This window comes from Massilia alkalitolerans DSM 17462, from assembly GCF_000427785.1.
Lineage (GTDB): Bacteria > Pseudomonadota > Gammaproteobacteria > Burkholderiales > Burkholderiaceae_D > Telluria > Telluria alkalitolerans.
Genome location: NZ_ATYR01000013.1, coordinates 84,813 through 104,391 on the forward strand (window position 1 = coordinate 84,813; position 19,579 = coordinate 104,391).

21 protein-coding genes are annotated in these 19,579 nt (G+C 69.1%); 11 read left to right on the forward strand and 10 right to left on the reverse strand.

What is annotated here, in order from left to right; genetic code table 11:
• Positions 1-72 precede the first annotated feature (72 nt).
• The 9 genes from YWC_RS0114770 to YWC_RS0114810 all read left to right on the forward strand — a co-directional run bounded on the left by YWC_RS0114770 (position 73) and on the right by YWC_RS0114810 (position 9,055).
• Positions 73-1,104: an NADP-dependent oxidoreductase gene (locus YWC_RS0114770; protein ID WP_027866075.1), complete on the forward strand. Its 1,032-nt coding sequence runs from the start codon at positions 73-75 to the stop codon at positions 1,102-1,104.
• A gap of 111 nt (positions 1,105-1,215) precedes the next feature.
• Positions 1,216-1,782: a hemerythrin domain-containing protein gene (locus YWC_RS29485; protein ID WP_051306476.1), complete on the forward strand. Its 567-nt coding sequence runs from the start codon at positions 1,216-1,218 to the stop codon at positions 1,780-1,782.
• Positions 1,783-1,900: 118 nt separating this feature from the next.
• On the forward strand, positions 1,901-2,239 hold the full coding sequence (locus tag YWC_RS29490; RefSeq protein WP_027866076.1) for a KGG domain-containing protein: 339 nt from the start codon (positions 1,901-1,903) through the stop codon (positions 2,237-2,239).
• A 133-nt stretch (positions 2,240-2,372) separates the two neighbouring features.
• Complete coding sequence (locus tag YWC_RS29495; protein ID WP_036214448.1) at positions 2,373-2,927, forward strand: M48 family metallopeptidase; 555 nt, start codon at positions 2,373-2,375, stop codon at positions 2,925-2,927.
• Positions 2,928-3,040: 113 nt separating this feature from the next.
• A complete protein-coding gene (locus YWC_RS0114790; RefSeq protein ID WP_051306477.1) occupies positions 3,041-4,333 on the forward strand; it encodes a porin in 1,293 nt (430 codons plus the stop codon).
• A gap of 8 nt (positions 4,334-4,341) precedes the next feature.
• Positions 4,342-4,773: a type 2 periplasmic-binding domain-containing protein gene (locus YWC_RS0114795; RefSeq protein ID WP_027866078.1), complete on the forward strand. Its 432-nt coding sequence runs from the start codon at positions 4,342-4,344 to the stop codon at positions 4,771-4,773.
• Between the two features lie 4 nt (positions 4,774-4,777).
• Positions 4,778-7,501, forward strand: a complete 2,724-nt coding sequence (locus YWC_RS0114800) for a bifunctional diguanylate cyclase/phosphodiesterase (RefSeq protein ID WP_027866079.1) — start codon at positions 4,778-4,780, stop codon at positions 7,499-7,501.
• Complete coding sequence (locus tag YWC_RS0114805; protein WP_027866080.1) at positions 7,498-8,607, forward strand: GGDEF domain-containing protein; 1,110 nt, start codon at positions 7,498-7,500, stop codon at positions 8,605-8,607. The genes YWC_RS0114800 and YWC_RS0114805 overlap by 4 nt, the downstream gene beginning before the upstream one ends.
• A 64-nt stretch (positions 8,608-8,671) precedes the next feature.
• Complete coding sequence (locus tag YWC_RS0114810; protein ID WP_027866081.1) at positions 8,672-9,055, forward strand: response regulator; 384 nt, start codon at positions 8,672-8,674, stop codon at positions 9,053-9,055.
• A gap of 8 nt (positions 9,056-9,063) precedes the next feature.
• Here the strand turns inward: YWC_RS0114810 and YWC_RS0114815 are convergent, their stop codons facing one another.
• The 3 genes from YWC_RS0114815 to YWC_RS0114825 are packed head-to-tail and all read right to left on the reverse strand — an operon-like array spanning position 9,064 to position 10,616.
• On the reverse strand, positions 9,064-9,726 hold the full coding sequence (locus YWC_RS0114815; RefSeq protein WP_027866082.1) for an RNA polymerase sigma factor: 663 nt from the start codon (positions 9,724-9,726) through the stop codon (positions 9,064-9,066).
• An 11-nt stretch (positions 9,727-9,737) separates the two neighbouring features.
• The gene (locus YWC_RS0114820) at positions 9,738-10,073 is read right to left on the reverse strand and encodes a cupredoxin domain-containing protein (RefSeq protein WP_027866083.1); all 336 of its coding nucleotides are present in this window, start codon (positions 10,071-10,073) and stop codon (positions 9,738-9,740) included.
• Positions 10,074-10,082: 9 nt separating this feature from the next.
• Positions 10,083-10,616, reverse strand: a complete 534-nt coding sequence (locus tag YWC_RS0114825) for a DUF4142 domain-containing protein (RefSeq protein ID WP_036214496.1) — start codon at positions 10,614-10,616, stop codon at positions 10,083-10,085.
• 215 nt (positions 10,617-10,831) lie between these two features.
• Here YWC_RS0114825 and YWC_RS0114830 point away from each other — a divergent pair, with 215 nt between their 5' ends.
• Positions 10,832-12,679, forward strand: a complete 1,848-nt coding sequence (locus YWC_RS0114830; RefSeq protein ID WP_027866085.1) for a glycoside hydrolase family 13 protein — start codon at positions 10,832-10,834, stop codon at positions 12,677-12,679.
• Positions 12,673-13,587: a carbohydrate kinase family protein gene (locus YWC_RS0114835; RefSeq protein WP_027866086.1), complete on the forward strand. Its 915-nt coding sequence runs from the start codon at positions 12,673-12,675 to the stop codon at positions 13,585-13,587. The genes YWC_RS0114830 and YWC_RS0114835 overlap by 7 nt, the downstream gene beginning before the upstream one ends.
• A 25-nt stretch (positions 13,588-13,612) precedes the next feature.
• Here the strand turns inward: YWC_RS0114835 and YWC_RS0114840 are convergent, their stop codons facing one another.
• The 7 genes from YWC_RS0114840 to YWC_RS0114870 all read right to left on the reverse strand — a co-directional run bounded on the left by YWC_RS0114840 (position 13,613) and on the right by YWC_RS0114870 (position 19,489).
• Positions 13,613-14,164: an LOG family protein gene (locus tag YWC_RS0114840; RefSeq protein ID WP_027866087.1), complete on the reverse strand. Its 552-nt coding sequence runs from the start codon at positions 14,162-14,164 to the stop codon at positions 13,613-13,615.
• A gap of 20 nt (positions 14,165-14,184) precedes the next feature.
• Positions 14,185-14,880, reverse strand: a complete 696-nt coding sequence (locus tag YWC_RS0114845; RefSeq protein ID WP_027866088.1) for a TetR/AcrR family transcriptional regulator — start codon at positions 14,878-14,880, stop codon at positions 14,185-14,187.
• 75 nt (positions 14,881-14,955) lie between these two features.
• Positions 14,956-15,429: a phasin family protein gene (locus YWC_RS0114850; RefSeq protein ID WP_027866089.1), complete on the reverse strand. Its 474-nt coding sequence runs from the start codon at positions 15,427-15,429 to the stop codon at positions 14,956-14,958.
• Positions 15,430-15,487: 58 nt separating this feature from the next.
• The gene (locus YWC_RS0114855; protein ID WP_027866090.1) at positions 15,488-16,315 is read right to left on the reverse strand and encodes a response regulator; all 828 of its coding nucleotides are present in this window, start codon (positions 16,313-16,315) and stop codon (positions 15,488-15,490) included.
• Between the two features lie 72 nt (positions 16,316-16,387).
• Positions 16,388-17,341: an alpha/beta fold hydrolase gene (locus tag YWC_RS0114860; RefSeq protein ID WP_027866091.1), complete on the reverse strand. Its 954-nt coding sequence runs from the start codon at positions 17,339-17,341 to the stop codon at positions 16,388-16,390.
• Positions 17,342-17,351: 10 nt separating this feature from the next.
• Positions 17,352-18,974 (reverse strand): GMC family oxidoreductase, encoded by a 1,623-nt coding sequence (locus YWC_RS0114865; protein WP_027866092.1) that lies wholly within the window; start codon positions 18,972-18,974, stop codon positions 17,352-17,354.
• Positions 18,971-19,489: a hypothetical protein gene (locus YWC_RS0114870; protein ID WP_027866093.1), complete on the reverse strand. Its 519-nt coding sequence runs from the start codon at positions 19,487-19,489 to the stop codon at positions 18,971-18,973. The genes YWC_RS0114865 and YWC_RS0114870 overlap by 4 nt, the downstream gene beginning before the upstream one ends.
• Positions 19,490-19,579 lie beyond the last annotated feature (90 nt).

Here is a 19,579-nt window from a genome sequence, read left to right on the forward strand (position 1 = left end):
GGTATAGGAGCGGCGCTGGAGAACCGGTATAGTCACGTTGCCAATATTATCCAACTTGTAGCGGAGACTCCCATGACCAATGCCTTCCCCCCAAACCAGCAGTTCTTGCTCGCCGCCCGTCCGCTCGGCATGCCGCGCAACGAGGACTGGCAGTTCCACGAAGAAGCCGTGCCCGAGGCGGAGGAAGGCGGCATCGTCGTCAAGGTGCTCTACCTGTCGCTCGACCCGGCCATGCGCGGCTGGATGAACGAGGGCAAATCCTATATCCGTCCGGTGGCGATCGGCGAGGTGATGCGCGCCGGCGGCCTGGGCGTGGTGGTGGCTTCGCGCTCGCCGCGCTTCGCGGTGGGCGATCACGTGGCGGGCGGCACCGGCGTGCAGCGCTACTGGTCTGGCCAGGCCGACGACAAGACCGCCGCGTTCACGAAGATCGACCCGCGCATCGCCGCGCCGACCGCCTGGCTCAACACCCTCGGCATGCCCGGCATGACGGCCTTCTTCGGCCTGCGCGAGGTGGGCCAGCCCAGGCCCGGCGAGACCGTGGTGGTCTCGGGCGCGGCCGGCGCGGTCGGCATGACGGTCGGCCAGGTGGCGAAGAAGATGGGCTGCCGCGTGGTGGGCATCGCCGGCGGCGAGGAGAAGTGCCGCTTCGTGGTCGAGCAGCTCGGCTTCGACGCCTGCATCGACTACAAGGCGGGTTCCGTACATGCGGGCCTGAAGCAGCACTGCCCGCAGGGCGTGGACGTCTATTTCGACAACGTCGGCGGCGAGATCCTGGACGCCGTCCTCACCCGCATCAACATGAAGGCGCGCATCGTGATCTGCGGCGCGATCTCGCAGTACAACGCCACCAGCCAGGTCAAGGGCCCGGCCAACTACCTGTCGCTGCTGGTGAACCGCGCGCGCATGGAAGGCATGGTCGTGTTCGACTATGCGCCACGCTATGCGGAAGGCGTGGCGACGCTGGCAAGCTGGATGCAGGAAGGCAGTGTCAAGAGCATCGAGTACGTGGTGGAAGGCTTCGAGCGCTTCCCCGAGGCCCTGCTGATGCTGTTCGAAGGCAGGAACCTCGGCAAGCTGGTGCTCAAGGTGGCGGAAGCCTGAGCCCTCCCCGGTGCTTCTTGATCCAGCCAGGAAGCACCGCGAGATTGACTGAACTTCTCCTCTCGGGGCGCGTCTATACCCATTTGGCGCGCATTGTCTTGCGAGGTGAACATGGCTCAGTTTCCACAAACAGGCGCCGAGCCGCCCGGCGGCATCCTGGCCCAGCTGCGCGCCGACCACGCGCACGTTCGCGCCCTGTTCCACGCCTTCGCCATGCTCGACCGCGAAGAAGAAGCGCAGCGCGAGCGTGTGGTCGACGAGCTGTGCGACGTCTTGAGCATGCACGCGCTGCTCGAGGACGAACTCTTCTACCCGGCGCTGCGTGGCGCGGTCGACAACGGCCTGCTCGAAGACGCGGCGCTGGAACACGACAGCACGCGCGAACTCGTCGAGCAGCTCGCTGCCCTGTTCCCGGACGACGATTACTTCGACGTCTGTGTCGCGGTGCTGGCCGACGAAGTGGAGCGCCACGTCGCCTTTGAAGAGAACCTGCTGTTCCCGGCGCTGGCGCGCGCCGGGGCCGACCAGCAGGCCCTGGGCCTGCGCCTGCGCACGCGCCGTGCCCAGCTCGAATCCGACCTCGCCAGCGCGCCGCCCGCGATCGACGGCATCGAGCCGCGCGGCCTGCTGCGCGGCGCGACCGGCCGCGTGCGCGAACGGCGTTCGCGTCCGCGCTAGCGCGCGACGGGCCGGTGCGTCGATGCCGGTCCCGGCGCGAAGGAACTTACGCTTCAGCCTTCTCTCTAAACGGCACGAGCGCATCCATACGCGCTCGCGATCACACAAGGAGAGCGACATGGCGACAAGCAAAGAGAACGGCAAGGGCAATGCCCAGAAAGGCGGCGCGGGCAGCGGCCAGGCGCCGGCCAAGCGCGGTTTCGCGGCAATGGACCAGAACCAGCAGCGTGAAATCGCCAGCAAGGGCGGGCAGGCGGCACACCAGAAAGGTACCGCGCACGAGTTCGATTCCGAAGAAGCACGCCGCGCCGGCCAGAAAGGCGGCGAGGCAGTCAGCCGCAACCGCGCCCACATGGCCGACATCGGGCGCAAGGGGGGCGAAAGCCGGCAGTCGGCCCAGCGCGCCGCCGCCGCGGCCAAGAACGCCGGCAATCGCCAGGGCGAAAAGGAGAGCTGAGCAGCTTTCCGGGCACTAGCCCCGTTCCCCCATCCTGCTGAAGCTTCCCCACGATGCATCCATACCACGGCGCCAGCCGACGCCGTGGCCCTCCCGACACCGCGCGCCGGCGCCATGGTACATTGCCGGCCCTATGCACAAGCTTCCCTACCTCACGGCCTATCCCGACACCCTGCGCGCCCAGGTCGGCCAGCTGATCGATGCCGGCCAGCTCGGCGCGGTGCTCCTGCAGCGCTACCCCGAGGCCCATGGCATCCGCACCGACAAGGCGCTCTACGCCTATGTGCAAGAGCTGAAGGACGACTACCTGCGCCAGGCCGAGCCGGTGGTCAAGGTCGCCTTCGACAGCAAGATCCACGTGGTGCAGCACGCGCTCGGACTGCACACCGCGATCTCGCGCGTCCAGGGCAGCCGCCTGAAGGCCAAGCGCGAGATCCGCATCGCCAGCGTGTTCCGCGACGCCCCGCTGCCCTTCCTGCGCATGATCGCGGTGCACGAGTTGGCCCACCTGAAGGAAAAGGAGCACGACAAGGCCTTCTACAAGCTGTGCTGCTGGATGGAGCCGCACTACCACCAGCTCGAGTTCGACCTGCGGCTCTACCTGACCTGGCTCGACCTGGGCGGGCCGCGGCTGTGGGGCGTCCGCGCGGACTCCGTTGCCATCGAACAACAAAGCTTGTCAGATTAATTTGTTTCACCGTGTAAACATCTCGACTTTGCCTGTCGCGTTGGGTAAAGTCTGACGTCGTTTTTCCCCTCGCAAGGCCCGCTCTTTCCGGCCGCCGCACAGCAACCTGAACCATGACGTACCAGTTTTCTTTCCCCTGCTACGCACTGCCGGCTGCCCTGCGTGGCGGCGTGCTCGCCTTGGGCCTGATGGTCACCGTGGGCCGCGCCGTCGCGGCGACCGGCGAAGCGGCAGCCGCCGATGCCGCTGCGGCGCCGGCATGGAAGTTTTCCGGCTTCGGCACCCTGGGCGCCGTCTACGCGAGCGTGCGCAACGCGGACTTCAGTTCCACCATCCTGCGCGCCAACGGCGCCGGCCGCAGCGAAGCCTGGAGCCCGGACGTCGACAGCCGCCTGGGCGCGCAGCTCGACCTGTCGCTGGGCCGCTGGTCGGCCGTGCTGCAGGTGGTGAGCGAGCAGAACATGGAAGGCAGCTACCGCCCGCGCGTCGAATGGGCCAATGTCAAGTACCAGGCCACCCCGGACCTGGCCTTGCGCGTCGGACGCATCGCGCTGCCCGTCTTCCTCGCGGCCGACTCCCGCAAGGTCGGCTATACCATGGCCTGGGTGCGCCCGCCGGTCGAAGTGTACGGCGGCTTGCCGATCTCCAGCAGCGACGGCCTCGATGCCACCTGGCGCTGGGGCGCCGGCGACACGCGCCACGCCACCCAGGCCTTCTTCGGCCGCACCGACACCCGCCTGTTCGACGACCGCCGCGTGGAGGCGCACGGCATTGCCGGGTTGTCCCACAGCATCGAGCGCGGCCCGCTGAGCGCGCGCCTGTCGGCGCTGACCGCCCACCTGACGACCGGAATCGGCGAAGAAGTTTTCACCGCCATGCGCGCCTTCGGTCCGCAAGGGGTGGCGCTGGCCGAGCGCTATGCGATCGAGCACAAGCGCGTCAGCATGGTCAGTGCCGGCCTCAGCTACGACCCGGGGCAGTGGTTCCTGAACGCCGAAGCCGGGCACGCCCAGACCCACTCGCTGCTCGGCCGGACCACCACCATGTATGCCGGCGGCGGCTACCGCTTCGCCAGCCTGACGCCCTACCTCGGCTTTGCCAAGGTGCGCGCGCACGGCGCCACCCGCGATCCGGGCCTGGCGCTGGCCGGACTGCCGGCGCGGGCACGCGCCACCGCCGCCGCGCTCAACGCCGGGCTGAACATCTACCTGGGGACGATCCCGATCCAGACCACGCTCAGCACCGGCCTGCGCTGGGACCTGGCCACCAATGCCGCACTCAAGCTCCAGTACGACCGCCTGCGGCCGACCGACGGTTCGCGCGGCACCCTGATCAACACGCCGTCCAGCTTCCGCTCGGGCGAGACCGTGCACGTGGCGAGCGTGGCCCTCGACTTCGTCTTCTGAGGCTGCGCATGGGTACCCGCATCCGACACCTGATGGCCGCCGCCGCGCTCGCGCTGGCGACGTGCGCCAATGCCTCGGCCGAACTGGTCGTGATCGTCTCGGCACGCAACCCGCTGCCGGCGCTGTCGCCCGACCAGGTCGCCGCGATCTTCCTGGGCCAGGCCGGGCGCTTCCCCGGCGGAGGCGAAGTGGTCGCGCTCGACCAGCGCCTCGGCTCGAACGAACGCGAGCAGTTCTACGCCCAGGTCACCGGCAAGACCCCGGCCCTGCTCAAGGCGCACTGGTCGAAGATGGTCTTCACCGGCCGCGGCCAGCCGCCGCGCGAAGCCGGCGACAGCGCCAGCGTGCGCCGCATGGTGGCCGACAATCCTTCGATGATCGGCTACATCGACCGCGCCGCGCTGGACGCCAGCGTGCGTCCGGTGCTGGTGCTGCACTGATCCCATGAACGACATGGTCCCGCCCACCATTGCTAGGGCGCCGCATGCGCGGCCGCAGGCGCAGCCGAACGGGCGCCGCGCGGCGCTGCTGGGCTGGCTCGGGCGCGGACTGGAAACCCACATCTCGCTGCCGCTGTTCGCGCTGCTGCTGGTGGCGGCCCTGTGGACCACCGCGGTCCACATGATCCGCGCCGAGGAGCGCGCCGCGCACGCGGCGGCCCGCGAAACCACGCGCGAACTGGTCGACACCTACGAGGCCCAGATGGCGCGCAGCCTGAGCGGCATCGACCAGACCCTGCGCGTGCTGCAGTACGCGGTCGAGACCAACGGTCCGGGCGCCGCCCTGGGGGCGATGAGCGCCAAGGGCCTGTTGCCGCCGGGCCTGGTGTTCCAGGTCGCGATCATCAGCGACGACGGCCGCGTACTGGCGAGCAATCCGCACAGTCGCCCCGGCGGCGACGTCTCGCGCGCGCCCTGGTTCGCCCGGCACCGCGACAAGGGCAGCCCTGCGCCTTACGTCAGCACGACCGTCGGCCGGCGCGAGCCGCACGTGGTGTTCTCGCGCCGCATCAACACGAGCGACGGCCGCTTCGCGGGCGTCGCCACCGTCGCCGTCGACCCGGCGTTCTTCACCAGTTCCTATGAACACTCGCGCCTGGGCGAGCGCGGCCTGCTCGGCGTAGCCGGCAGCGACGGCGTCGTGCGGGCGGTACGCGTCGGCGAGCAGGTCTCGTGGGGCCAGCGCATCGCCATCGGCAAGGACGACGTCATCGTGCTGGGCCAGGGCGGGATCGACCGCGAACGGCGCTACACCAGCACCCGCGCCCTGGTCGGTTTCCCGCTGGTGGCCGTGGTCGGCCTGTCCGAGGCCGAGCAGATGGCCGAATTCCACGCCCGGCGCCGCGCCTGGCTGCTCGGCGCCGGCGCCGGCACCGCCCTGCTGCTGTTCGTCGTCACCCTGGTCAGCGCCTGGTCGTGGCAGCTGGCCAAGGCGCGAAGGCGTGAACGGCTGGCCCAGGAAACCTATGCCGCCGCCTCCGAGGCCAGCCTGGACGCATTCTTCGTGCTGCGCACCATTGCCGGCGCCGACGGCAGCGTCTTGGACTTCCTGATCGAGACCACCAACACCCGCGCCGAGCAGCTCACCGGCCTGACCAAGGAGCGCATGCAGGGCAAGCGCATGTCGGTGCTGCTGCCGACCCATTTGGGCCTGGGCATCTTCGACGACCTGTCGGCGGTGGCCACCGACGGCGTGGCGCGCGAGGCCGAATGGCTGGCCCACATGATTCCGGTGGAGGACCGCTGGCTGCACCGCCAGGTCGTGCCGGTGGAAGGCGGCGTAGTGGCGATCGTGCGCGACATCACCGAGCGCAAGCTCGCCGAGCAGCGCATCCGCCACCTGGCGCACCACGACGACCTCACCGGCCTGCCGAACCGCAGCCTGCTGCGCGACCGCCTCGGCCAGGCCATCCGCGATGCCGAGCGCAAGGGCCACGCGGTGGGACTTGCCTTCATCGACCTGGACGGCTTCAAGCTGGTGAACGACGGGCTTGGCCACAACGCCGGCGACGAACTGCTGAAGGTGGTGGGCGCGCGCATGGGCCGCTGCCTGCGCCGCAACGACACCCTGGCGCGCTTCGGCGGCGACGAATTCGTGATCCTGCTGCCCGACATCTCGGGCGACCCGATGGCGATCACGCCGCTGCTGGAAAAGGTGCGCGAGGCCGTCACCGAGCCGGTCGAGGTCGAGGGCCAGGAGGTGCAGGTCAGCTGCAGCATGGGCGTGGTGCTGTACCCGCGCGACGGCGAGGACGCCAACACCCTCATGATGAACGCCGATGCGGCGATGTACCGCGCCAAGGAACACAAGGACAGCTTCCAGTTCTACGCCAGCGAGATGAACGCCAGCGTGGAAGAGAAGCTGGTGCTGCTCGAAGGCATGCGCGCCGCGCTCGATGCCTGCGTCGACCCCGGCTGCAAGGGCGCACACTGCCAGTTCCAGCTGTTGTACCAGCCGAAGGTCGACCTGCGCAGCGGCCGCCTGTTCGGGGTCGAGGCCCTGATCCGGTGGAAACACCCGGAACAGGGCATGATTTCGCCGCTGCGCTTCATCGGCCTGGCCGAAGAGAGCGGCCTGATCGTGCCGCTGGGCGAATGGGTGGTGCGCACCGCTTGCGCCCAGGGCGTGGCCTGGCGCGCGGCCGGGCTGCCGCCCCTGAGCATCTCGGTCAACGTATCGGCCCGCCAGTTCGAGGAAAAGCGCCTGGTCGAGCGCATCGCCGGCGCCCTGCGCGACACCGGCCTGCCGCCCGAAGCGCTGGAAGTCGAGGTGACCGAAAGCTCGATCATGCGCGATCTTGGACGCGCGGTGGACAAGATGCGCGAACTGAAGGCCATGGGCGTGTCGCTCTCGATCGACGACTTCGGCACCGGCTATTCGAGCCTGTCGGCGCTGAAATCCTTCCCGATCAGCCGCCTGAAGATCGACAAGAGTTTTGTCAGCGACCTTGCCGACAGCCTCGATGACCAGGCCATCGCGATGGCCGTGATCTCGCTGGGCCACAAACTGAACCTGCGCGTCATCGCCGAGGGCGTGGAAACCGAGCAGCAGCGCGACTTCCTGCGCGCCAACGACTGCGACGAGATGCAGGGCTACTTGTTCAGCCGTCCGGTGCCGCCGGAACAGATTGCCGAACTGCTCGCAGCCTGCCCGTCAGACCGGCCATGACGATGCTGGCGCGCCTGGTCGAACTGCTGTGCGGCGCCGATCCGAAACTGCGGCGCACGCTGCAGTACTGGGCTGCAACCTGCGTGCTCTACGTGGCCTGCATCGGCCTTCTGCTGTTGCAGGTCAGCGAGGGCATGGCCGAGCCGGCCGCTGCGGACAAGCTCATCACGTTCGGAGGCTGCGGCGCGCTCGTGTTCTACGTCCTGATCCGGGTGAGCGGGCGCCTCAGGCTGGCGCCCGACCAGCTGGCGGTGTCGCAGGCGGTGTTCTCGCTGGCCTGCAGCATGGCCGCCTATGCGATCTCGGGGCCGCTGCGCGGCGCCATGCTGATCATGACCGTGGTCGTGATCGTGTTCTGCATGTTCGCCGCCAGGCCGCGCCAGACCCTGCTGCTCACCATTGCCGCCCTGACCGGCATGGGCGCCACCATGTACTGGATGCAGGCCAGTGACCCGCAACGCTACCCGCCGATGACCGAACTGATCACCTTCGGCTACCTGGCCGGCGCCCTGCTCTCCACCGCGGTGCTGAGCGGCGAGATGAGCAAGCTGCGCGCGCGCCTGAAGCGCCAGCGCCACGAGCTGAGCGAGGCGCTCGACACCATCCGCGTGCTGGCCACGGTGGACGAACTGACCTCGCTGGTCAACCGCCGCCGCATGCACGAGGTGCTGGAGGCCGAGGAGCGGCGCCAGCCCGACGGCAGCCAGGGCGGCAAAGGCGCGTGCATCGCCCTGCTAGACATCGATTTCTTCAAGCAGGTCAACGACCGGTACGGCCACGCCACGGGCGACGCGGTGCTGCGCAGCTTTTCAAGCACCGCGCGTGCCTGCCTGCGCGGCGGTGACGTGCTGGCGCGCTGGGGCGGCGAGGAATTCCTGCTGCTGTTGCCGAATGCCGGGCCCGAGGACGCGCGCGTCGTGCTGGAGCGGATGGCCGAGCGCATCCATGGCATGCAGGTAGCCGGCCTGCCGGACCGCCGCATCAGCTTCTCGGCGGGACTGGCCATGCGCCGCGCCGGCGAGCCCTTTGCCGACGCCATCCACCGCGCCGACAAGGCGCTCTACCAGGCCAAGGAGGCCGGGCGCGACCGCATCGTGTCTGCCTGAGACGCTGCCTGCAGGACGCACGATTGGTGCGGCGCTCATCCATGCCGTTTGCTAGCATGCGGGCATGACAATCAAGGTACTTTTAGTTGATGACCTGCTGCTGGATGTCGCCCTGACGCGCCGCGCCATGCAGGACTGCGAGGTCGCGCACCGCATCGTGATGGCCAGCGATGGCGAGGAGGCGTACCAGCTGCTGGGCGCGGCCTCCTTCGACCTGCTGCTGCTCGACATCAAAATGCCGCGCGTCGACGGTTTCGAACTGATGGAACGCCTGCGCGGGCGCGCCGCCGGCCACCTGCCGGTCATCGTCCTGTCCGGTTCGGCGCTGGAGACCGACCGCGCCCGTGCCGACGCGCTGGGGGCGATCGAGTACGTGCACAAGGCGGTCGACTATGGCGAATTCCGGCGGGCGCTGAAAGCCGCCCTCGGGCGGCACGGCTTCTGCTGACGCCCCTCTCAGACCCGGGCCAGCACTGCCGCCACGATGCGGTCGCAGCGGGCGCCGTCGAAGGCAAAGGCCGAGGCAGCCGCCTCGTCGAAGTCGCGCGCCAGCGCCGTGCGCAGCATGGCGCGTGCGCGGAAGAAGCAGCTGCGCACCGTCGCTTCCGGAATGCCGAGCGCCGCCGCCGTCTCGCCGGCTGACATGTCCTCGACCGCGCGCAGCACGAACACGGTGCGCAAGCGCTCGGGCAGCGCGTCGATGCGCGCCTCGATCAGCCGGCGCGCTTCCCGGCGCAACGCGGCTTCCTCGGGCAGGTCGGTCGCGGCCCCCGGGGCGTCGTCCATGGCTTCCTCCTCGCTGCCGGGCACCAGCCGCAGGATGCCGTCGCGGCGCTGCTGCCTGCGCAGCCTTGCGTTCGCTTCGTTCACTACGATGCGCGTCAGCCAGGTCGAGACGCTGGCCTCGCCGCGGAAGGACGCGGCCTTGCGGTAGGCCAGCAGGTAGGCTTCCTGCACCACGTCCTCGGCCTCGGCATCGTCCCTGACGATGCTGCGCGCGGTGCGGTACAGGCGCTGGTTATGGGTGCGCATGAGCAGCTCGAACGCACCCGGCTCGCCGGCCGCCACCAGCGCCATCAGTTCCGGCCCGCTCGCCGCGGCCATGCCCGCCTTGCCCATCGTTCGCCTCCTCAACGGATCACCAGCGTTGCCCGCATCGTGCGGTGCAGCGTGCACAGGTAGGGATAGCGTCCGCGCTGCGCCGCCTTGAAGCGCCAGCTCGCGCCGGCGGCGATGGCGGGCGAAGCCGGCCCGCCCTTGCTGCCCGCGGTGGCGGTATGCGGGAACGGATCGCGGTTGCGCCAGACCACAGTATCGCCCGCCCGCACCTCCAGGGTCTCGGGAATGAAGCGCATGCCGTCGATCACGACGGTGTGCACCGCCGGGGCGCCGCGCGCCGCGTCCCCGGGCACGGCGGTCAGCAGCGTCAGCGCCGCCATCCACGCGGCCATCGAACGCGCGATCATGGCGCGCCCCTACCTGAGCGAAGCGTCGAGCTGCTTCGCATGCTCGAGGTGCGCCACGAAGGCCGGGCGCACCTTGACCAGCGTGTCCTTCAGCTCGGCGTTCTTGGCATTCGGGATCAGGGTCTTGTCGAGCGCATCGATCACCGCCTGATGGTAGCGCACTTCATGCGCGACGTAGGCCTGGTCGAATGCCTTGCCCTCGAGCGCCTTGAGCCTGGCCAGGTTGTCGCTACCGCCCTGCTTCAGGCTCTTGCCCAGTTCGCTGTCGCGTGGCGTCAGCTTCAGTTTCTTCACCAGGGCCAGTGCCTGCTTGTTGACGCCGCTGTGGTCGGTAACCATCTGCCTGGCGAAGGCTTTCACTTCGGCGTTGCCGCTGGTCTTCCCGGCCAGCTTGCCGGCGTCGATATCGACCTGGTTGGCGGCGACGACGATGCCGGCAATCTGGGCGTCGTCCGGAACGGACTGGGCCAGGGCGGCGCCGCCGGCCAGCACGAGCGCAGCGGCGGCCGCGGCGGCAATCAGCTTGTGTTGCAAGGTATGCATGGTGGTCTCCTCGATCAAGGTCCGTGTATTGCGTCCTTTCCGACATTAGATGTCACGTGATGCGCTGCCGTTGCATGCTGTGTTCGCGCCTGCGCTTGGCGATGCCGGCGCCAGCATGTGGAAGAAATAAAACTACTTTCCAGGCCTCGTGAAGATTGTTTCTGGCAATTTATTCTGTTACTTTACTACATCGATAACTTCTTGATGGGGGTTCGGTGTACCGGTTCATCCTTGCGATTGCAGCCATCCTGCCGGCTGCCTGGGCCAACGCGGCCCCTTACCAGATCCAGCACGTCGAGCCGCCCAATTGGTGGGCCGGCATGAAACAGCCTGGCCTCCAATTGATGGTACATGGCGAAAAAATCGCCGAACTGGCGCCCGCCCTGGCCCGTCCCTACCCGGGCGTGCGCGTTACCGGGGTCGAGCGTACCGATAACCCGAACTACCTGTTCGTGAACCTGTCCATCGGCAAGGACGCCCGGCCGGGCGAGCTCCAGCTTCAGTTCCGGCGCGGCAAGGAACTTGTTAGCAGCCACGCTTACCGGCTGGAGCCGCGCCGCCCGGGTTCGGCCGAGCGCCGCAGCTTCGGCGCCGGCGATGCGATCTACCTGCTCATGCCGGACCGCTTCGCGAACGGCAACCCGGCGAACGACCAGGCCGGCATGCTCGAAGGGGCCGAGCGCGCCAACCCGGTCAAGCGCCATGGCGGCGACCTGGCCGGCATGCGCGCCCATCTCGACTACATCCGCGACCTGGGCTTCACCATGGTCTGGCCGACGCCGGTGCTGGAAAACAACCAGCCTTCCTATTCCTACCACGGCTACGCGCTGACCGATTATTACAAGATCGACCCGCGCTTCGGCAGCAACGAGGAGTTCCGCGACTACGTCGCCGCCGCGAAGGCGAAGGGCCTGGGCGTCATCCACGACATCGTGCTCAACCACATCGGCACCAGCCACTGGTGGATGCGCGACCTCCCGGCGCGCGACTGGATCAATCATGGCACCACGTTCACGCCCACCAACAACCAGCATACGGTGGCCCAGGACATCCACGTGGCGCCGGAAGAAAAGGCGCGCTTCTTCGACGGCTGGTTCGTCGAGACCATGCCCGACCTGAACCAGCGCAACCGCCTGGTGGCGCGCTACCTGATCCAGAATACGCTATGGTGGATCGAGTACGCCGACCTGTCGGGCATCCGCGAGGACACCTATTCGTACTCCGACAAGGATTTCCTGAACGAGTGGAACCGCGCCGTGGCCGCCGAGTACCCGCACATGAACGTGGTCGGCGAAGAGATGGACGCGCGGCCCTACATGGTGGCCTACTGGCAGAAGGGCGTCGTCAACCGCGACGGCTATGCGTCCGAACTGCCGACCGTGATGGACTTCCCGCTGTCCGATACCGCTGGCGAGGCGCTGGCCGAGCCGGAGTCGTACAACAAGGGCCTGATCCGGATCTACGAGACCATCGCGGCCGACTACCTGTATGCCGACCCGATGCGCCTGATGGTCTTCCCCGACAACCACGACCGCCCGCGCATGCTGGCCGCGGTCGACAACAAGGTCGAGCTGGCGAAGTCCAACCTGATCCTGATGGCGACCACGCGCGGCATCCCGCAGGTGTTCTACGGCACCGAGGTCCTGATCGGCAGCCCGAAGGTACGCGACGACGGCGTGCTGCGCGCCGACATGCCGGGCGGCTGGGCGGGCGACCGGGTGAATGCCTTCACCGGCGCCGGCCTGTCGCCGGCCCAGCGCGACATGCAGGGTTTCGTGCGCACCCTGTTCAACTGGCGCAAGACCAGCTCGGCGGTCACGCAGGGCAAGCTGACCCACTACCTGCCGAAGGACGGCAGCTACGTCTACTTCCGCCATGACGGCAAGCAGACCGTGATGGTGGTGCTGAACAAGAATGCCGGCGACACCCGCCTCGACCTGGGGCGCTTCGCCGGCATGATCAAGGGCGCGCGCAGCGCCATCAATGTCCTGACCGGGGCCCGGGTGGACCTGGGCGCGCCGCTGGCGCTGCCGGCCATGACGTCGGTGGTGCTGGCGTGGTAAGCGCCGGCGGCAGGCGGGTGCTGGTGGCCGGCGGCGTCGGCATCGACACCATCGTGCAGGTGCCCGCCCTGCCGCTGGCGATGACCGATTCGATCCACGTGCCGCCGGTCGTCGACTACGTGGCGCACACCGGCAACGGCGTCTCCCTCGGGCTGCTGGCGCTCGGCCATCACCCGGTGCTGATCGACTTCATCGGCGACGACCCGCAGGCGCAGCTGATCCACGCCCGTTACCGCGAGCGCGGCCTGCCCTTCGACTACCTGGTCCACCCGAGCGGGACGCGGCGCAGCGTCAACCTGGTCGCCCCCGACGGGCGCCGGCTGTCGCTGTACGACGGCCGCCATCCCGACAGCGTGCGCATGCCGCGCACCTTCTACCTGCCGCGCATGCAGGAGGCGGAACACGTCCACCTGAGCATCATGCCCTGGGCAGCCGCCCTGTTCGACGATGCCGCCGCGCTCGGGCTGCCGGTGTCGACCGACCTGCACGACTGGGACGGCAGCAATCCTTATTACCACCCCTTCGCCTGGCGTGCCGACCTGGTCTTCCTGAGCGCGGCCGTGCTGGGCGAGGGCGTGTTCGACGCGATGCGGGCGATTTGCCGCAACGGGCGGGCCCAGGTGGTGGTCGCCACCGATGGGGCGCGCGGCAGTTATGCGCTGGCACGCGGGGACGACACGATCCGGCATACCGGGTGTGCGGCGCTCGATGGGCCTGTGGTCGACAGCAACGGCGCCGGCGACGCCTTCTCGTCCGCGTTCCTGCACGCCTGGTTCGGGGGCGCCACGGTGGACGAATGCATGCGCACCGGGGCCATCGGCGGCGCCTTCGCCTGCCGCTTCCATGGGACGGCCGAGCGCAGCCTGGGGCTGGAGGAACTGGCGCAGTATTGGCGCAGCGCGCGCTGAGCGTCGCCCGGCGCCGGCTTGTGCTTCAGGCGACCGGCGATGCGGCGCGCAGGCCGCGGATCAAGGCGCCCGGGTCGGCATCGACCCGCATCAGGCCCACGTGTTCGGGCCGCACGAAGCCTTCCGCGCTCTGGTGCTGCACGAAGCCCACCAGGCCGTCCCAGAAGCCGTTCGCGTTGAGCAGGCCAATCGGCTTGGCGTGGATGCCCAGCTGGGCCCAGGTCAGCATCTCGAACAGCTCTTCCAGCGTGCCCATCCCGCCCGGCATGGCGATGAAGCCTTCGGACAGCTCGGCCATCATGGCCTTGCGTTCGTGCATGTCCTTCACCACGAACAGGCGGGTCAGGCCGGCGTGGCCGACTTCGCGCTCGACCAGGGCTTTCGGAATGACGCCGGTGGCTTCGCCGCCCAGGCGCAGCACCTCGTCGGCAATCACGCCCATCAGGCCGACCTTGCCGCCGCCGTAGACCAGGCCGATGTTGTGCTCGACCAACGCGGCTGCCAGGCCGCGCGCGGCATCGGTGTAGATCGGGTTGACGCCGTGCGAGGCGCCGCAATAGACGGCCAGGGTTTTCATCGTCGTGGAGCGAAAAGAAGTTACAGGAAATCGGCGCCGGGACGGGCCTCGGCGGACAGCTTCTTGAGGTATTCCTCGGACAGCTTCTCGAACAGCAGGCGGGTGTCGCCGCGCAGGTAGGGGCCGAGCATGGCCAGCACCTGGTAGCAGCCGCGCGCGAGCGCGTCGGCGATCGCCTGCTGCTCGCTGTACTTGCGCGGGTTGCGCACGTATTCGTAGGACAGCCAGTAGGTCGCCACCACCACCATGTTGGTGGCCATCGCGCCGATCTGCTGGTCGCCCGCTTCCAGCGAGCCTTCGCTGCGCAGGTCTTCGCACAGCTGGCGCGCCACCTTGATCTTGTGGGCCAGGATCGCCTTGAAGTGCAGCTCGAGCTTGCGGTTGCGCGACAGCAGGTCGTTCAGGTCGCGGTAGAAGAAGCGGTAGCGCCAGATCAGCTCGAACATCAGGTGCAGGTAGAGCCACACGTCTTCCATGTTCGAACGGCGGCCGGCCGGCACCGTGAGGATGCGTTCGATCTCCGCCTCGAACTGGACGAAGATCGAGTTGACGATGTCGTCCTTGTTTCGGAAGTGATAGTACAGGTTGCCGGGCGAGATGTTCATCTCCTCGGCAATGACCGTCGTCGTGATGTTCGGCTCGCCGAACTCGTTGAACAGCCTGAGCGAGAGCTCGAGGATGCGTTCGCGGGTCCGGCGCGGAGCTTTTTGTTGCATGAAGGGCGAAGTTTGTGATTCCAGCCGCGAGGATAACACCAAATGCTATCAATGAGACAGCATTCGAGAGGCTGCTCAGGCCCCTTCTTCTTCCTCGGGTTCGTCCGGCTTCGGCGCCCGGCGCGTGCGTTTTTTCGGGGCAGTGGCCGCCGGCAGGCGCGCGCTGAGCTCGGCCAGCATCATCTCCAGCTCGTCGACGCGGCGGCGCAGGGCCTCGACCTCGCTCGCGGCCGGCACGCCGATGGTGGCCAGGGCGCGCGCCACGCGTTCCTCGAACACCTGCTCCAGCTTGCCCCAGGAGCCGCTGCTGCGACGGGTGGCCCGCTCGGCGGCGCGCGCCACCGTGCCCGTGGCTTCCTCGACCTCGCGCGCGCGCTTGGCCAGCACGCTGCCGTCGCGTACCAGGCGCGTGAACGAGCGCCCGCCCTCGCCCGCTTCCTGGGCCCTGGCGAAGGCCCCGAGGCCCGCCTGCCAGATCTGCTGGGCCGACGCGCGGACGGCGCGCGCCAGCGCTTCGTCGTCGTCGGCCACGGGAAGTTTCTTGCTCATGAAGTTCCTTGCGAATCCTGTGCGGTCCATTCTAGGCACGCACGCTAGAAACAGGATTCTAAAGAGCGCGGCTGCGCTGCAGCGCCAAGGCCTCGCGCATGCGCTGGCGCAGGCTGCCTGCCGAGACCGGCTTGGCGTAGTGGGCATCGGCCAGGCCGGAACGCAGCGCCGACTCGATCTCGGCCAGGTCCTGCTGCCCGGTCAGCATCAGCCGCACGGCGCGCGGATGGCGCGCGGCGACCTGGGCCAGCACCTCGGTGCCGCGCATGCCGGGCATGGCCTGGTCGCACAGGATGACCTCGACCGGCTCGCGCTCGAGCAGGGCCAGGGCCTCGGGGCCGGAGCCTGCGCTCAGCACACGCACCGGTTCGTCGCCGAGCATATCGGCCAGCACGGCGAGCATGAAGGGATCGTCGTCGACCAGCAGGATGGTCGGCTGGGCGGCCTGCGCCTGCGGGACGGCCGCCGGCGCCGCGACAGGCGCCTGGGCCGGAGCGGCGGAAACGCCATGCGCGGGCGCGGCGGCTGGCAGGAAGGCTTCGAGCTCCGCCACGAAGCTCTCCGGTTCGATCGGCTTGCTGATGTAGCCGTCGAAGCCGGCGGCCAGCACCTTCTCGCGGTCGCCGGCCATCGCCAGCGCGGTCACGGCCAGCACCGGCGCCCTGGCGAGGGCCGGTTCCGCCTTGAGCGCGGCCAGCACCGAAAAGCCGTCCATGCCGGGCAGGTTGACGTCGCAAGCCACCAGGTCGGGCGGCGCGGCGCGGGCGCAAGCAATGCCGCGCGGGCCGTCAGGGGCGCTGACGGCATGGTGTCCATAGGCGGTGAGCAGAAACGCCATCAGCTCGACGTTGGCTGGATTGTCTTCGATGATCAGGATGCGGGCCAAGTTCGGCGCTCCAGTTGCGGCGTTGCGCTTACTGTAACACGGCGCCAGTAAATACGGCCAGTACCGGATTCGCTAGACGCGCGCCTGCTGCGCCGCCAGGCCCTGGCGGGCAATCTCCTCCATCACGGCGTCGAGCACGCGCGGATTGCGCCCCAGCGCGACATGGCCGACGCCGCCGAAGGCCAGGTTGCGCGCCCCCGGCAGCTCGCTCGAGGTCTGGGGTGCGATGATGTTGTCGTGATGGGAGTAGATCGAGGTGACCAGGGCGCGCGCCGTCGCGTCCTCGGCGCCGGCGAGCGCGCGCAGCCAGGCGCATTCGGGCGGCTCGGCGCGCGCGGCCCGTCGCATCTGGGCCGCGTTCAGGCCGAGGCCGAAGGCGGCCAGGCAGGTGCCATGGTGCGGCGTGCCGAGCGTGATCAGGCGCGCCACCCGCTGCGTGCCGCAGGCGCGCATCCAGGCCCGCGCCACCAGCCCGCCCATGCTGTGCGCGACGATGGTCACCTGGTCCGCGCCGGTCGCCGTCCTCAGTGCCTCGACCGCGCGCTCGACCAGCGGCGCGTAGCCGTCGATGTCGCCGGTGATCGGCTCGAGGTCGACCGAGGCGTGGCTGATGCCGGCGGCGTCGAGGCGCGGCACCAGGTGTGCCCAGTAGCCGCTGTTGCAGCCATAGCCGTGCAGCAGCAGGACCGGCGGCGTGCGTGAACCCGGATGGATGCGGGTGCGGGCGCTGGCGCGCGGCATGGTCCACGAGGACTGCAGCATGCTGGCGCTGAACTCTTCCAGGAACATGCGCACGCGCGCCGTGAAGCCGAGCCGGTACTCGCCCGGCGTGGGGCTGGCGAAGCGCGCGCTCATGAAGAAGTTGTTGAGGTTGATGAAGAGGCGCACCAGCACTACGCTGCCCAGGCCCAGGGCCAGGGCCTGCCAGCGGCTGGCGCCGAAAATCTGGACGGCGGCCAGGCCGATGCCCAGCGCGGCGAGCGCCTGGATCAGGAGCAGCAACTGGAGCAGGCGGCGCGCGCTCATGGTCCTGCCCTCATGCGGCCGGCCGGGCCGCCGGCCTGCCGGTGAGCGACGCGGCAAGGCTGCTTGCCAGCCTGGCGGCGAGCCCGTAGATGGTCAGCTGCGGATTGGCGCCGAGCGAGGTCGGGAACAGCGAGCCGTCGTGCACCGACAGGTTGGCCAGGCCGCGGTAACGGCCCTCCGGCGTGGTGACGCCAAGGCGCTCGTCGCCCGACATCGCGCAGCCGCCCATCACGTGGGCCGACGCCACGCGCGTGCGCTGCAGTCCCTGCGGCAGGGCCATGATGGCGGCCTTCGCCTCGCGCCAAGAGGCGTAGCGGCGCGCCATCTCGTGGGCCGGCTGCACGCCGCTGGCGCCGGCGGCGAACTGGATCTCGGCCATCGTGAGCAGCGCGCGGCGCGCGCCGTCCCATAGATAACTGCTCATCGGATAGTCGAGTTCCGGGCTGCCGTCGCCGCGCAGGCGCACGCTGCCGCCCGGCGCGTCCTCGTGGAAGCCGTCGCGCAGCAGGGCCAGCATGCCCGCCAGGTGCGGGAAGTCGCGCATCATGGCGGCGTGGGTCTCGCCAAAACCGTTCATGGTGGTGGCCAGCAGCAGCGGATGCAGCGGCGGTGCTTCCAGCTTGTAGCCGATCGGGCCGTCCATGGGGCCGGACAGGTAGTGGTCGGAATACACGGTCTGCGGTGCGCCGGCCCAGGCTTCCACGCGCTGCGGGAAAAAGGCGGCCGAGATGATGGTCGGGTGGAGAAACGTGCGCCTGCCCAGCTGGCCGCTGGGGTCGGGCGCCTTCGAACGCAGCAGCAGCGCGGGCGAATTGATCGCGCCGCCCGCCACCACGAAATGGCGCGCGCGCAGGCGCAGCATCCGGCCGGTGGGCAGGACGCCGGGCGCATCGAGGGCCTGGCACAGGAGCTCCTCGATCCGCTCGCCCTGGATGACGAAGCGCTGCGCGCGGGCCCGCGTGATGAGCAGCGCGCCCTGCTCCAGCGCGGCCGGGATGGTCGTCACCAGCATCGACTGCTTGGCATTGGTCGGGCAGCCCATGCCGCAGTAGCCGAGGTTCCAGCAGCCATTGACGTTACGGCGGATCAGGCCCGTGGGAATACCGAGCTTCTCGGCGCCGCGGCGCAGGACCGCGTTGTTCTCGTTGGGCGCACCCGGCCAGTCGGCGATGTGCAGGCGCGCCTCCATCATGGCGAACCATGGCGCCAGCGCTTCCGGCGTGCTGTCGGGCAGCGCGTAGTGGCGGCGCCACCAGTCGAGGGTGGCGGGCGGAGTGCGGAAGCTCGAGGTCCAGTTGACCACCGTGGAGCCGCCCACGGTGCGGCCCTGCAGGATGTTGATGCCCTTGTCGACGGTCTTGCGCGCGGCCGATTCCTGGTACAGCGCAGGGTAGGCCTCGGCTTCGCGCATCCTGAAGTCGCGCGAGGATTTCAGTGCGCCCTCTTCCACCACGATGACCGACAGGCCCGAACGCGCCAGGATCTCGGCCGTGACGCCGCCGCCGGCGCCGCTGCCCACGATGACCACGTCGGCTTCCAATGTGCGGTCCTGCGCCAGCGTCGCGGCGTCGATGATCTTCCAGCCCTTGGCGACGCCGGCCGCGATCGGGTCCGGGACGATCGGCGTGTTCACGCCAGCTCCTTCATCGGGCCGGGATAGCCGATGGCAGCCCAGCTGGCCGGCTGCGCATACCATGCGCCGAGCGCCAGGTCGTGCAGCGCGTGGTAGGCGCTGCGCAGCAGGCCGAGGCGGTGCTGGCGCCAGTCCTCCAGGCAAGCGCTCACCTCGTCGATATGTGCTCCTTCCCAGCCGCCTGCGATGCCGGTCAGCAGGCGGCGCGCGGGCGCCAGCGCGAGCAGGCCGAACAGGTCCTGGACTTCCTTCTGGGTGCCGGGAGGCAGGCCGAGGATGGCCTGGTGGACGCCGTCGACGGTGCTGGTGAGCGCAGCTTCACGGCCGGCATCCTGCGGCAGCGCGCCGGCCAGGATCGCCGGCAGGATCGCGTGCAGGGCCGCGCGCGCTTCGCCGTCCAGTGCGAAGCGGTGTGGCGTGCCGCTGTACCTGGCGCGATAGAACGCGCCGCCGGCCGCCAGCGCGAGCGCGGCCAGGCCGCCGGCTTTCAGGAAAGTCCGTCGTGATGTCCCCATTGCTGCCTCTTGTGTTTTTCCTAGTGTACGTCAAAGGAAAAACAGGGCGGGACCGGAAACTAGAGGCTGGCGTCTAGTGCTTGCAAAGGA